Consider the following 12,564-nt stretch of genomic DNA (forward strand, 5'->3'; position numbering starts at 1 on the left):
TGAGGGCATGGACATCGAACCTCGGCTCGGCATTGATTTCGGCCGGGTCGTACACGGGGGCCTTCGGGCGCCCGGCGACGACGACACCGTGTTCTTGGACGGCAGTTTCGAGGACGCCATGGCGTCACCGGCGACCGAAGGCGTCTACGAGGTGCTGCCGGGACTCATCGCCGCATTCGAAGGGCGCGCTTGGATCATCTCCAAGTGCGGTGAGCGCATCCAGAAACGGACGCTGGAATGGCTGAACCGCCATGACTTCTATGCCAAGACGGGCCTATCGAGGGAGAACGTCCGCTTCTGCCGGAAGCGGGCGGACAAGGCCGGCCACTGCGCGGAGCTCGGCATCACCCACATGATCGACGACCGGCTGGACGTGCATCGGGCCATTCGCGACCTCGTCCCCTACCGGTACCTGTTCGGGGCAGAGAAAGGCCCGGAATGGGTGCGGCTTCTGCCCGACTGGGCGGCCGCCGAGATCATTCGCGCAGATATTCCGGCGGGACGGCCTCGGTCAGCCACACCCCGTTCGCGCTGACCCGGAACTCGTGCCCGTCCGCGGCCATCCGCCCTGACTCGACGACGAGGACGACGGGCCGGCCGCGGCGGGCGCCGACGCGCCGGGCCGTTTCGCGGTCGGGGGACAGGTGCACGGCGTGCCGCCCCATCGGCAGGAGGCCGTCGCGCAGGATCGCGGCGACGGACGCGCCCACGGTGCCGTGGTAAAGGAATTCCGGCGGGGACACCGCCGGCAGTTTCAGGTCGACCGGGACGGAATGGCCCTGGACGGCCCTGATCCGGTCTCCGACCATTTCGTAGCGCTTCTTGTCGTTGACGTTCACCACGTGTTCCAGTTCGGAACGCGTCAACGCGAAGCCGTGCCGCGCCGCGGCGGCGAGGAGCTCGGGGACGTCCGCCCAGCCTTCGGGGTCGAGCGTGAGCCCGATCCGCTCGGGGCGGTGCCGCAGGTGCTTGGCGAGATACTTCGAGATCTTCACCACGCGGCGGTCGTCCATGGGCCCGGACATGCGTCGGGGCCGGCGCGCGGAACGGCCGGCCCCTCGCGTGCGGTCCTACTTGGCCTGCAGGGCGGCGGCCTGCTTGGCGATCGCCGACTTGCGGTTGGCGGCCTGGTTCTTGTGGATGACGCCCTTGCTGACGGCCTTGTCCAGCTTGCGCGCCGCGCTGCGCTGCGCCTCGGCGGCCGCGTCGGCGTTGCCGGCCTCGGCGGCCTCGCGGAACTTGCGGATCGCCGTCTTCAGCTCGGACTTGACGGCCTTGTTGCGCAGGCGGGCCTTCTCGTTCTGCTTGTTGCGCTTGATCTGGGACTTGATGTTAGCCACGTCGTAGTGCCTCAGCTTGGTTGCGATCCTGGCCTGCCACCGGCAGGTTCTGACGAATGTCTGGACGGGGGCGGGACGGTGCCCCCGGGGCACGACGCTACGCCACACGCAGTCGCACAGCTTACCAATCACCGGGGCCCGCCCCAAACCGGGCCGTGCACGGAGCACCGCGCCCGGCATGGGACTATGGAAGCACACATATCCATGTCCACCAGTGAGTTTTGCGAACGGACCCCGGTGCCAGCGCCCCAGCCTGACAAGACCGATCCCGCGATCATCCGCAACTTCTGCATCATCGCGCACATCGACCACGGCAAGTCGACCCTCGCGGACCGGATGCTGCAGCTGACGGGTGTCGTCGAGGACCGACAGATGCGCGCCCAGTACCTCGACCGCATGGACATCGAGCGCGAGCGCGGCATCACAATCAAAAGCCAGGCCGTCCGGCTGCCCTGGACGGCCGGCGGCGTCGACCACGTCCTCAACCTGATCGACACGCCCGGCCACGTCGACTTCTCCTACGAGGTGTCGCGGTCGCTGGCGGCGTGCGAGGGCGCGGTCCTGCTGGTGGACGCGGCGCAGGGCATCGAGGCGCAGACGCTCGCGAACCTGTACCTGGCGCTCGAGGCGGACCTGCACCTGATCCCGGTGCTGAACAAGATCGACCTGCCGGCGGCGCAGCCGGACAAGTACGCCGAGGAGCTGGCCGGGATCATCGGCTGCGAGCCGTCGGACGTGCTGCGCGTGTCGGGCAAGACCGGCGAGGGCGTCCGCGAGCTGCTCGACAAGATCGTGGCGGAGGTGCCGGCGCCGGTCGGCGACCCGGACGGGCCCGCCCGCGCGCTCATCTTCGACTCGGTGTACGACACCTACCGGGGCGTCGTCACCTATGTCCGGATCGTGGACGGGCGGCTGTCCCGCCGCGAGAAGAGCCTGATGATGTCGACCGGGGCGGCGCACGAGACGCTGGAGGTCGGCGTGATCTCCCCGGAGCCGAAGGCCGTGCAGGGCCTCGGCGTCGGCGAGGTCGGGTACCTGATCACCGGGGTGAAGGACGTCCGGCAGGCGCGGGTCGGCGACACCGTGACCGGCGCGTCCCGGCAGGCGTCCGAGGCGCTCGGCGGGTACCGCGACCCGAAGCCGATGGTGTTCTCCGGCCTGTACCCGGTGGACGGCGACCAGTACCCGGAGTTGCGCGACGCGCTCGACAAGCTGCGGCTGAACGACGCCGCGCTGGTCTACGAGCCGGAGACGTCGGCGGCGCTCGGGTTCGGGTTCCGCTGCGGCTTCCTCGGCCTCCTGCACATGGAGATCGTCCGGGAGCGGCTGGAGCGGGAGTTCAACCTCTCGCTGATCTCGACCGCGCCGAACGTCGTGTACCGGGTCGTCATGGAGGACGGGACGGAGCACACCGTCACCAACCCCAGCGAGTTCCCCGAGGGCAAGATCGGCGCCGTCTACGAGCCGGTGGTGAAGGCGACGCTGCTGTCCCCGTCCGAGCACATCGGCGCGATCATGGAGCTGTGCCAGGGCCGCCGCGGCGTGCTGCTCGGCATGGACTACCTGTCGGAGGACCGCGTCGAGATCCGCTACACGCTGCCGCTCGCCGAGATCATCTTCGACTTCTTCGACCAGTTGAAGTCGCGGACGCGCGGGTACGCCTCGCTCGACTACGAGCCCAGCGGCGAGCAGGAGTCCGACCTCGTGAAGGTCGACATCCTGCTGCAGGGCGAGTCGGTGGACGCGTTCAGCCAGATCGTCCACCGGGAGAAGTCCCGCGAGTACGGGCTGATGATGACCTCCAAGCTGAAGGAGCTCATCCCCCGGCAGCAGTACGAGGTGCCCATCCAGGCCGCGATCGGCGCCCGGATCATCGCCCGTGAGAACATCCGCGCCATCCGCAAGGACGTCCTCGCCAAGTGCTACGGCGGCGACATCTCCCGCAAGCGCAAGCTGCTGGAGAAGCAGAAGGAGGGCAAGAAGCGGATGAAGACCATCGGGCGGGTGGACGTCCCGCAGGAGGCCTTCGTCGCCGCGCTGTCCACCGGTGGTGGCGGCGGCGACGCCGACAAGGGCAAGAAGTAGGCCGCGCCCTCCTCAGGCCCGGCCTACTTCAGGATGGGCCACGCCACCACGGCGGGGACGCGGCGGAACTCGCCGCGGTTCGCGGCGCGCCCCGCGTAGACGAGGAAGAACATCACGGCGGCCGTGAACAGCAGCGGCACCCAGATGAGGACGTCGACGGCCAGGGACAGCAGGCCGAAGACGAACCATACGGCGATCGCGGCGATGCCCATGTTGAGGCCCTGCGCTGCGTGGCGCCGCACGAACGGTGACCCGGCCTTGCCGAAGTAGACGATGGCCGGTGCGATGGCGCCGACGAGGAACTGGCCCACGTACGCCATGAGCGCCCACGTCCGGTCGTCGTCGCCGCCCGGCCCCTGGCCGCTGTGCATCTGCCCCGGCATCTGGACGGTGCCTCCGCCCTGCTGGGGCTGCTGCCAGGCCGCGCTGGGCTGCTGCTGGGGCTGCTGCCCCTGCTGGGGTTGCTGCCACATGTTCCCTGGCTGCTGCCAGGGCGCCTGGGGCTGAGCCTGCTGCTGGGGCTGCTGCCAGCCCTGGCCGGGCTGCTGACCTTGACCGGGCGACGGGGGAGGCCCGTAGGCCATGGCGGACGTCCTCTCCTTAGTTCGCTGCGCGTTCGCTGTGCGAGGGTGCGAAAGTGCGAGCCATTGCGCGAAGTGTATGACTCTTAGGACGCTCGGTAAGTTCGAACCGGTTCCCCCGGATCGCCCGGCCCGTGGCCGTTTCACGCCACAGGCCGGACCGCGAGCCGGAGTCAGGGGCGCCACACGACGGCGGACGGGGCCGTCCGGGTGAGCGTGACCGAGCCCGTCCAGGCGATGGACGACGGCTGCGGCAGGTACGCCTCGTCCAGGAAGAACCCCCGGTTGACGGACGTGACCGTCGCGGCGGCGCCGTTGTCGCCGAACCCGGTCGGCCGCCGCAGCGCCTCGATGCTCGCGATGTCGGCGACCCGCGTCCCAGTGGGCAGTTCGACGGTGGTGGCGACGGCGCCGTCCCGGTCGATCGACCAGGTCGGATCGCCGTGGTCGGACGTGTACAGCACGTACGGGTCGTCCTTCAGCCGGACTCCGAGCGCCACTCCTGGCACCGACCCGATCCCGGTCGCGGCCCCCGTCGTCTTGGCGAACTCCACGAACAGGTACGAGCGCTGGTCGCCGACCTCCCGCGTCGCCGGGTCGGACGGGTTCTCGATCTTGCCCTCGCGCACCATCTCCTGCGCCGCGACCCGGTACGTCCACGGCTCGCGGTCCATGACGGCCTCGCGGGCGCGGTCCTCCGGCCGCGTCCGGGACGCGTCGAGGAGGAAGCGCAGCGGCGGGTCCGGCGAGATCACGTCGCACATGTTGTTGTTCGACGTGCAGGTCTGCAGCACCGGGTGGTCGCCCTCGTAGCGGCCGGTGAACTTCAGCGTCAGGTGCAGGGGCGCCTGGTAGACGGCGGTGCCGGCCACCCGGTTCCCGGCCGCGTCGACCTCGACGCGGTACACCCATTCGATGTCGGTGGTCCGTCCCCAGCGGGCCATCAGCGCGGGCGTGTCGGTGCCGCCGTCCTCGTTGCTCCACACCACCGAGTACTCGATGACGCGGTGCCCCGGCGTCGCGGCGGGCCGTGTCTCGTGCCAGGCGATCAGCGGGGTGTCGGTGGCCGCGTTCTGGTACGGGTCGCCGAACGGCCAGCCGGTCCGGCCGACGACGATGGGCGCGTGGCGCAGGGCGAGCGCGCCGGCCTCCGGCATCCGGACGCGGGCTTGGCTGAGAGTGACGCGGCGAGCGGCGGGCGCGCTCCCCTTCGCGAAGCGAAGCGTGACCGTGTGGCGCCCCTTCCCGACACGCCCGAGCCCGAGGCTCCGGGGGATCGGGTCGGACGAGGGGACGACGAGGTCGGTCACATGGCGCCCGTCCACCGCGACCGACACCACGGCGGACTCGGCGCCCTTGCGGACCCACGAGACGCCCGGAGCGGACGCGGCGAAGGAGATCACGGCCTCCCCGTCCCGGCGGGCGGTGAACGGCAGCGTCCGGGCGGGGCCGCCGCGGTGGACGGTGATCGTACCGCTGGCGAGGGCGGCGTGAGCGGGCAGCGGAGCGAGGGTGAGGGGAGCACCGGCGAGGGCGGCGCCGGTGACGGCGAGCACGGCATGACGCGCACGGCTTCTCATGATCGGGAAAGGTACGGCGCCGGGGTCGCGTTCCGGTGACGGCCCGGTCGCCCGCGGGTGTCGGCTCCGTGAGCCCTCAGGCCCGGCTGCGGTGCAGCGGCGCGAGCGCGGCCAGCGCCGCCGGCTGCTGCAGCGACACGGCCGTGAACCGCTCCGCCTCTCCGGCCCCCTCGCAGTGCCGGTCGGGCCCGTAGAGGGTGAGCCCCGACGCGGCCAGCCGGACCGCGCGGCCCCGCCGGACGACGTCGTGGCCCAGCTCCCGCAGCAGCGCGACCACGTCGCCCGCGGGCTCGTCGAGCAAGTCGACGCCGTCCAGCCGGAACCGCATCTCGGGGTTGCCGCTCCAGCCGGGCGACCGCGTCCCGCAGATCTCGGCGAGCCGCTCCACGCCGTCCTCGCCCCGGTCGGTGGACAGCGCCAGCGTCCCGCGTCCCACCCGCACACTGCGGTGGTCGGCCCACCCGCACAGCAGCGACGCCTTCGGCGGGCGGGTGCCGCAGTGCTCGGCGACCCCGTCGAGCGCCGTCCACGCGTCGGGCGCCAGGGTGGAGAACAGCAGGCTCGCGTCCGGCAGCAGCGCCCCGCGGCCCGGCTCCAGCGTGACCACGAAGGGCGCGACCCGGCCCGGGAACCGCGCCGGGTCGGCCTCCCGGAGCGTGACGAGCCCCTCCCACGCGACCGGCTCGTCCACCGCGAACCAGGTGATCACGGCCTCCACGCCGAGGTCGCGGAACGTCGCGTCGGTCAGCCGTTCGGCGACCGCCTCGCGCAGCCCCTCCGCGGTCTCGGCGAGGCGGCGGCGCCACCACGGGGGCTCCGGCTCGGCGGGGGCGCCCGTCGACCAGCGCGTCCCCGGGCCGGGCAGGCCGGAACGCCGCTCGCCGCCGGCGCCGTCGACCACCGTGCAGTGCCAGCCGTCCGGCCCGCCCTGCAGCAGCACCCGCGCCGGCGCCCGTCCACGCTCGGTCGCACCCTCGTCCACCATCCCGTTGACACTATCCACCCAAGAGGGGCGGCACGCTGCATTCCGGCCGTCCGGCGCGTGGTTTCCGGACGACACGGCGGCGGTTGCTCGACCTGGGCCCGTATGTAGGTACGGTCGGAACAGCGGCCAGACGGTCTGACCCGACCTCCCGGAGGTAGCGTGACCCACCCCGAGCAGGTACTGCGTTCTGCGAAGGAACGGGAAACGGTGAACGGCGCCGTCCGCGCGCTGCGCTCCGCCGCCCCCGACGGCTGGGAGCGGCTCGACTTCGCGTTCCGCGCGACCGTCGGCATCGACAGCGCCTCGCTGGAGGTCGAGGACGCCGATGGCGGCCGCCGCACCGCCGTCCCGCCCGGGCAGGCCATCGGCAGGATGGACGAGTTGCGCCGCGTCATGTACCGCGCCGGCAAGGGCGCCTGGTTCACCGCCCGCCTCCAGATCGAGCGCTCCGGCCGGTTCAGCGCCGAATTCGACTACGACGGCGAACCGGACTTCACCCCGCCCCTCACCGCCTCCGCCTACGCCCAGGACCTCGACCGCTTCCCCCGCACGGCCGCCCACATCCCTGACTGGCTCCGCGCGAAGCTCGACGAGTCCTGAGCAGGCGGTCGGGCGGGGCAGACTTGAAGGGTGCCCTCGACGCTTCCCGACGGAGATCCCGTACCGGCCGACGGCGCGCTGCCCGGCAGTGCGCTGGACGGCCTGGGGGACCGCCCGTTCGCCTTCTACGTCCATGTGCCCTTCTGCGTGACGCGGTGCGGGTACTGCGACTTCAACACCTACACGGCGACGGAGCTGGGTCCGGGGGCGAGCCGCGACTCCTACGCCGACACCGCCATCGGCGAGGTGCGGATGGCCCGGCGCGTCCTCGGTGACGCGGATCTCCCCGTGGAGACGGTCTTCGTGGGCGGCGGTACGCCGACGCTGCTCCCGCCGGGCGACCTGGGGCGCGTCCTGGACGCCATCGACGCCGAGTTCGGGCTCGCTCCGGGCGCGGAGGTGACGACGGAGGCCAACCCCGAGTCGGTGGACGAGGCGTACGTGGCCAAGCTCCGGGAGGCCGGGTTCACCCGCATCTCCTACGGGATGCAGAGCGCGCGCGAGCACGTCCTGGCGGTGCTGGAGCGCACCCACACACCCGGGCGCGTCCCGCAGGTCGTCGAGTGGACGCGCAAGGCGGGCTTCGAGCACGTCAACCTCGACCTCATCTACGGGACGCCGGGGGAGACCGACGACGACTGGAGGGCCTCCCTGGAGGCGGCCCTCGCGTCCGAGCCCGACCATGTGTCGGCGTACGCGCTGATCGTCGAGGAGGGCACCCGCCTGGCCGCCCAGGTGCGGCGGGGCGAGTTGACCGCGCCGGACGACGACGCCATGGCCGACCGCTACCTCATCGCCGACGAGATGCTCGGCGGCCACGGCCTGCACTGGTACGAGATCTCCAACTGGGCGTCCGACCCGGCCGCCGCCTGCCGCCACAACATGCTCTATTGGACGGGCGCCGACTGGTGGGGCGTTGGCCCGGGGGCGCACAGCCACGTCGGTGGAACCCGCTGGTGGAACGTCAAGCACCCTGCCGCCTACGCGTCCCGCCTGGCCGAGGGCACGACCCCGGCCCATGCCAGGGAGATCCTCACCGACGACGACCGCCACATCGAGCGCGTCATGCTCGAACTACGCCTCGCCCAGGGCTGCCCCACGACCCTCCTGGACGACAAGGCCATCCGCAGAGCGATCGACGAGGGCCTGCTAGAAGCGGCCCCCTACACAGAGGGCCGAGCCGTCCTGACCCTCAAGGGCCGCCTCCTGGCCGACGCCGTAGTCCGCGACCTCACCTAGCAGCGAACCCCGGCCACCGACCACGGGCAGGCACGCGGAGCGAGCGCCGGCGAGCGCAGCGGGCCTGCCCGCCGAGCCGGTCGACCGCAGCGCCACGAGGAGACCCCGCACGGTCACAAGAACCAGAACCGTGGCGTGAGGATCGACCGGCTCGCAACGGGGGTTCCAGGGGGTCGCCCCCCTGGGTCACACAGTCACGAAGTCGATCAGTTCCTCCACCCGGCCCAGAAGGGCGGGTTCCAGGTCGGTGTAGCTGTTGACCGAGTTCAGGATCCGCTTCCAGGCGGCGCCGGTGTCGTCGCCCCAGCCGAGTTCGGCGATGACGCCCTCCTTCCACGGGATGCCGCGGGGGATGCGGGGCCAGGCGCGGATGCCGACGGCGGCGGGCTTCACCGCCTCCCAGATGTCGATGAACGGGTGGCCGGTGATCAGGACGTGCGGGGACGACACCCGCGCGGCGATCCGGGACTCCTTGGAGCCCTCCACCAGGTGGTCGACCAGGACGCCGAGGCGGCGGTCGGCGTCCGGGCCGAACTCCTCGACGATCGCGGGCAGGTCGTCGACGCCTTCGAGGTACTCCACGACGACGCCTTCGACGCGCAGGTCGTGGCCCCAGATCTTCTCGACCAGCTCGGCGTCGTGGACGCCCTCCACGTAGATGCGGCTCTCCTTGGCGACCTGGGCGCGCAGCCCCTGGACGGCGATCGAGCCGGACGCCGACCGCGCCGGCCCCTTGGGCGCCGCGGCGGGCCTGACCAGGGTGACCGGCTTGCCGTCGATCAGGAAGCCCGCCTTCGCCAGCGGGAACACGCGCCGCTTGCCGAACCGGTCCTCCAGCGTGACGCCGAACTTGTCGCAGCCGACGACCGCGCCGCAGAAGCCGCTGCCGGGGTCCTCGGCGACGAGCCCCGGCTCGGCCGGGACCTCCGGGATCTGTCCCTTGCGCGGCCTGCGCCAGTCGCCGGCGAGCACGTCGTTTCCGTAGTCCTTACTGCGCACGGGTCCGCACATTAACCCGGCGGGAGGGCCGGGCGGCGTCGCCCCTCGTCCCTCGGCGTGGCGCCCGCGTCCGATACGGATAGGATCGCGCCGCCGTGCGGGGAGTGCGCGGGCACTCCGATCGGGGGTGCGGGGCCGTACAATTGGCACTCTAGAGTATGGAGTGCCAGCGGAACGGCCGACCGGACGAGGGAGGTGACGCCGTGCTGGACGACCGCAAGCTCGCCGTCCTGCGCGCCATCGTCGAGGACTTCGTCTCCACCAACGAGCCGGTGGGGTCGAAGGCCCTGGCGGACCGGCACAACCTCGGTGTGTCGCCCGCGACCATCCGCAACGACATGGCGGTGCTGGAGGAGCAGGGCTACATCACCCAGCCGCACACGAGCGCCGGGCGCGTCCCGACCGACAAGGGCTACCGGCTGTTCGTCGACCGGCTGTCGACGATCAAGCCGCTGTCGGTCGCCGAGCGGCGCGCGATCGAGACGTTCCTGTCCGGCGCCTACGACCTGGACGACGTGGTCAGCCGCACGGTGCGGCTGCTCGCGCAGCTCACCCGGCAGGTCGCCGTCGTGCAGTACCCGTCGCTGACCCGCTCGTCGGTGCGGCACGTCGAGCTGGTCCCGGTCGCCGAGGGGCGGCTGCTGCTCGTCCTGATCACCAACACCGGGCGGGTGGAGCAGCGGGTCATCGAGACGCCGGGCGCGATCTCCGAGGAATCGATCGGGCACCTGCGGGCGTTGCTCAACACGTGCCTGGACGGGCTCGGCCTCGGCGACGTGCCGACGGCCGTCGCCGACCTTCCGGAGAAGGTGGGGCCGGACGAGCGGCCGGTCGCGGCGGCGGTGCTGTCGGTGCTGCTGGAGACGCTCGTCGAGAAGCACGAGGAGAAGATCGTTTTCGCCGGGGCGGCCAACCTCGCCGCCGTCGACTTCTCGCAGAGCCTGCGGGAGGTCCTGGTGGCGCTGGAGGAGCAGGTGGTGCTGATGAGGCTGCTCGGCGAGACCGGCGACTCCTCTACAGTTACGGTGCGGATCGGCACCGAGAACCCCGACCTGGGGCTCCGATCGACCTCGGTGGTCGCCGCGGACTACGGGGTCGGCGACCTCACCTTGGCCAGGCTCGGAGTACTCGGGCCTACACGCATGGATTACCCCAGCACGATGGGAGCGGTACGGGCAGTGGCACGCTACGTGGGACAGATCCTGGCGGGGTCGTAAGGTGGCGAACGACTACTACGCGACCCTGGGGGTCCGGCGCGACGCCAGCGCCGACGAGGTGAAGAAGGCCTACCGCCGGCTGGCGCGGGAGCTTCACCCGGACGTCAACCCGGATCCGGAGACCCAGGAGAAGTTCAAGGAGATCACCCAGGCGTACGAGGTGCTCTCCGACCCCAAGAAGCGGGAGATGTACGACCTCGGCGCGGACCCGTTCGCGTCCGGGGCGGGCGCGGGGGCCGGCGGGTTCGGCGGGGCCGGGTTCCCGTTCAGCGACATCATGGACGCCTTCTTCGGGACGGCCACCCAGCGCGGCCCGCGGTCGCGGGCGCGGCGCGGCCGCAACGCGACGCTGCGGGTCGAGCTCGACCTCGCCGAGACCGCGTTCGGCACGACCCGCGAGCTGTCCATCGACACCGCGGTGGCCTGCGCCACCTGCGACGGGTCCGGCTGCGCGCCGGGCACCCACCCGGAGACGTGCGAGACCTGCCATGGCCGCGGCGAGGTGCAGCAGGTCCAGCGCTCGTTCCTCGGCCAGGTCATGACGGCGCGGCCGTGCCCGGCGTGCGGCGGGTTCGGGTCGGTGATCCGCAACCCGTGCACCGAGTGCTCGGGGGACGGCCGGGTCCGCACCCGGCGCACCGTCAAGGTGAAGATCCCGGCCGGGGTGGAGAACGGCATCCACATCCAGCTCGCCGGCGAGGGCGAGGTCGGCCCGGGCGGCGGCCCGCCCGGCGACCTGTTCCTGGAGATCGTGGAGAAGCCGCACCCGATCTTCGAGCGGGAGGGCGACGACCTGCACTGCACGGTCGAGATCCCGATGACGGCGGCGGCGCTCGGCACCAGCGTCACGATCGAGACGCTGGACGACGCCGAGAGCGTCGACATCAAGCCCGGCACGCAGTCGGGGCAGGTGATCACGCTCTACAACCGGGGCGTCCGGCACCTCAACGAGAGCGGCCGCGGCGACCTGATGATCCACGTGAACGTGGAGACGCCGGGCCGGCTCGACGAGGAGCAGGAGGAGCTGCTCCGCCGCCTCGCCGCCCTGCGCGGCGAGGAGCGCCCGCCCGGCAAGTTCGCCCCCGGCCAGCGCAGCGGCGTGTTCTCCCGCATCAAGGACGTCTTCAACCAGCACTGAAGCGAGGTGGCGGCGGCCTACCGGGAGGGCCGCCGCGGCGGTTCCGAGCATTGAGAGGCCCACATGAGCCCGCCGGTGTTCCTCGCCGGGGCGGACGCGCTGGAGCGCGGCACGGTCGTCCTGGACGGCCCCGAAGGGCGGCACGCGGCGGCCGTGCGGCGGCTGCGGCCCGGTGAGCGGGTCGACCTGACCGACGGTGCCGGCCTGCTGGCCGAGTGCGTCGTCACCGCCGCCGACCGCGCGTCCCTCACCCTGGACGTGCTGGCCCGGCACCGGGAACCGCCGCCCGCGCCGCGCATCGTGGTCGTCCAGGCGCTCCCGAAGGGCGAGCGGGGCGAGCTGGCCGTCGAGACGATGACCGAGGTCGGCGTGGACGTGATCGTCCCGTGGGCGGCGGAGCGCTGCGTCACCCGGTGGCGCCCGGAGCGCCGCGACAAGGCCCTCGGCCGCTGGCGCGCGACCGCCCGCGAGGCCGCCAAGCAGGCGCGGCGCAGCCGGCTGCCCGAGGTGCCGGAGCTGGCGTCCACCGAGGACGTCGCCGCGCGGGTCGCCGCCGCGTCACTGGCCCTCGTCCTGCATGAGGAGGCCGAGGCGCCGCTGAGCGGGGTGGAACCGCCGGCGGACGGCGACATCGTGCTCGTGGTGGGCCCCGAGGGCGGCATCACCGAGGCGGAGCTGGAGCGGTTCGCCGCGGCCGGCGGCCGCCCGGCGCGGCTCGGCCCGACCGTGCTGCGCACGTCGACGGCCGGGGTGGCGGCGGGCAGCGTGCTGCTGTCCGCCACCGGGCGCTGGTAGCGCGA

General features: G+C 72.2%; 13 protein-coding genes. 7 read left to right on the top strand and 6 right to left on the bottom strand.

Features of this window, described 5'->3' with window-relative positions; all coding sequences use genetic code 11:
• Window positions 1-7: 7 nt before the first annotated feature.
• Window positions 8-535: a hypothetical protein gene (locus AB0K34_RS11630; protein WP_301174339.1), complete on the top strand. Its 528-nt coding sequence runs from the start codon at window positions 8-10 to the stop codon at window positions 533-535.
• Here AB0K34_RS11630 and AB0K34_RS11635 read toward each other — a convergent pair.
• Both AB0K34_RS11635 and rpsT read right to left on the bottom strand, forming a co-directional pair.
• Window positions 477-1,013 carry an RNA 2'-phosphotransferase gene (locus tag AB0K34_RS11635; protein WP_301174338.1) on the bottom strand — a complete coding sequence of 179 codons (537 nt, stop codon included), beginning with the start codon at window positions 1,011-1,013 and terminating at the stop codon, window positions 477-479. The genes AB0K34_RS11630 and AB0K34_RS11635 overlap by 59 nt on opposite strands.
• A 57-nt stretch (window positions 1,014-1,070) precedes the next feature.
• Window positions 1,071-1,340 (bottom strand): 30S ribosomal protein S20, encoded by a 270-nt coding sequence (gene rpsT, locus AB0K34_RS11640; RefSeq protein ID WP_138640289.1) that lies wholly within the window; start codon window positions 1,338-1,340, stop codon window positions 1,071-1,073.
• A 204-nt stretch (window positions 1,341-1,544) separates the two neighbouring features.
• On the opposite strand from rpsT, the gene lepA reads away from it, so the two are divergent.
• On the top strand, window positions 1,545-3,425 hold the full coding sequence (gene lepA / locus AB0K34_RS11645; protein WP_138640288.1) for a translation elongation factor 4: 1,881 nt from the start codon (window positions 1,545-1,547) through the stop codon (window positions 3,423-3,425).
• 23 nt (window positions 3,426-3,448) lie between these two features.
• Here the strand turns inward: lepA and AB0K34_RS11650 are convergent, their stop codons facing one another.
• The 3 genes from AB0K34_RS11650 to AB0K34_RS11660 all read right to left on the bottom strand — a co-directional run bounded on the left by AB0K34_RS11650 (window position 3,449) and on the right by AB0K34_RS11660 (window position 6,571).
• Window positions 3,449-4,009, bottom strand: a complete 561-nt coding sequence (locus tag AB0K34_RS11650) for a DUF4870 domain-containing protein (protein ID WP_171069342.1) — start codon at window positions 4,007-4,009, stop codon at window positions 3,449-3,451.
• Between the two features lie 170 nt (window positions 4,010-4,179).
• Window positions 4,180-5,586, bottom strand: coding sequence for a hypothetical protein (locus AB0K34_RS11655; RefSeq protein ID WP_171069341.1), 1,407 nt, complete (start codon window positions 5,584-5,586; stop codon window positions 4,180-4,182).
• Between the two features lie 76 nt (window positions 5,587-5,662).
• Window positions 5,663-6,571 (bottom strand): hypothetical protein, encoded by a 909-nt coding sequence (locus AB0K34_RS11660; protein WP_138640287.1) that lies wholly within the window; start codon window positions 6,569-6,571, stop codon window positions 5,663-5,665.
• Window positions 6,572-6,778: 207 nt separating this feature from the next.
• On the opposite strand from AB0K34_RS11660, the gene AB0K34_RS11665 reads away from it, so the two are divergent.
• Together AB0K34_RS11665 and hemW are read left to right on the top strand one after the other, a co-directional pair.
• Window positions 6,779-7,171: an antitoxin YezG family protein gene (locus AB0K34_RS11665; RefSeq protein WP_240808383.1), complete on the top strand. Its 393-nt coding sequence runs from the start codon at window positions 6,779-6,781 to the stop codon at window positions 7,169-7,171.
• A 30-nt stretch (window positions 7,172-7,201) separates the two neighbouring features.
• A complete protein-coding gene (gene hemW / locus AB0K34_RS11670; RefSeq protein WP_138640285.1) occupies window positions 7,202-8,410 on the top strand; it encodes a radical SAM family heme chaperone HemW in 1,209 nt (402 codons plus the stop codon).
• A gap of 186 nt (window positions 8,411-8,596) precedes the next feature.
• On the opposite strand, the gene AB0K34_RS11675 is transcribed toward hemW, so the two are convergent.
• Entirely contained in the window at window positions 8,597-9,409 is an 813-nt protein-coding gene (locus AB0K34_RS11675) for a DUF3097 domain-containing protein (RefSeq protein WP_240808382.1), read from the bottom strand.
• Between the two features lie 203 nt (window positions 9,410-9,612).
• Here AB0K34_RS11675 and hrcA point away from each other — a divergent pair, with 203 nt between their 5' ends.
• The 3 genes from hrcA (at window position 9,613) to AB0K34_RS11690 (ending at window position 12,559) form a co-directional block, all read left to right on the top strand.
• On the top strand, window positions 9,613-10,626 hold the full coding sequence (hrcA, locus tag AB0K34_RS11680) for a heat-inducible transcriptional repressor HrcA (RefSeq protein ID WP_138640283.1): 1,014 nt from the start codon (window positions 9,613-9,615) through the stop codon (window positions 10,624-10,626).
• 1 nt (window position 10,627) lies between these two features.
• Complete coding sequence (dnaJ, locus tag AB0K34_RS11685) at window positions 10,628-11,764, top strand: molecular chaperone DnaJ (RefSeq protein WP_301174337.1); 1,137 nt, start codon at window positions 10,628-10,630, stop codon at window positions 11,762-11,764.
• Between the two features lie 63 nt (window positions 11,765-11,827).
• Window positions 11,828-12,559: a 16S rRNA (uracil(1498)-N(3))-methyltransferase gene (locus tag AB0K34_RS11690; RefSeq protein WP_138640273.1), complete on the top strand. Its 732-nt coding sequence runs from the start codon at window positions 11,828-11,830 to the stop codon at window positions 12,557-12,559.
• The last annotated feature ends 5 nt before the right edge of the window (window positions 12,560-12,564 follow it).

It is taken from the genome of Actinomadura sp. NPDC049382, assembly GCF_040677125.1.
GTDB lineage: Bacteria > Actinomycetota > Actinomycetes > Streptosporangiales > Streptosporangiaceae > Spirillospora > Spirillospora geliboluensis.

What these genes read in the sequence shown, in the direction of transcription:
- AB0K34_RS11660 (WP_138640287.1), bottom strand. Translation starts at nt 6,571, where the DNA reads ATGGTGGACGAGGGTGCGACCGAGCGTGGACGGGCGCCGGCGCGGGTG.
- AB0K34_RS11635 (WP_301174338.1), bottom strand. Translation starts at nt 1,013, where the DNA reads ATGGACGACCGCCGCGTGGTGAAGATCTCGAAGTATCTCGCCAAGCAC.
- AB0K34_RS11650 (WP_171069342.1), bottom strand. Translation starts at nt 4,009, where the DNA reads ATGGCCTACGGGCCTCCCCCGTCGCCCGGTCAAGGTCAGCAGCCCGGC.
- AB0K34_RS11655 (WP_171069341.1), bottom strand. Translation starts at nt 5,586, where the DNA reads ATGAGAAGCCGTGCGCGTCATGCCGTGCTCGCCGTCACCGGCGCCGCC.
- AB0K34_RS11690 (WP_138640273.1), top strand. Translation starts at nt 11,828, where the DNA reads ATGAGCCCGCCGGTGTTCCTCGCCGGGGCGGACGCGCTGGAGCGCGGC.
- AB0K34_RS11630 (WP_301174339.1), top strand. Translation starts at nt 8, where the DNA reads ATGGACATCGAACCTCGGCTCGGCATTGATTTCGGCCGGGTCGTACAC.
- lepA (WP_138640288.1), top strand. Translation starts at nt 1,545, where the DNA reads ATGTCCACCAGTGAGTTTTGCGAACGGACCCCGGTGCCAGCGCCCCAG.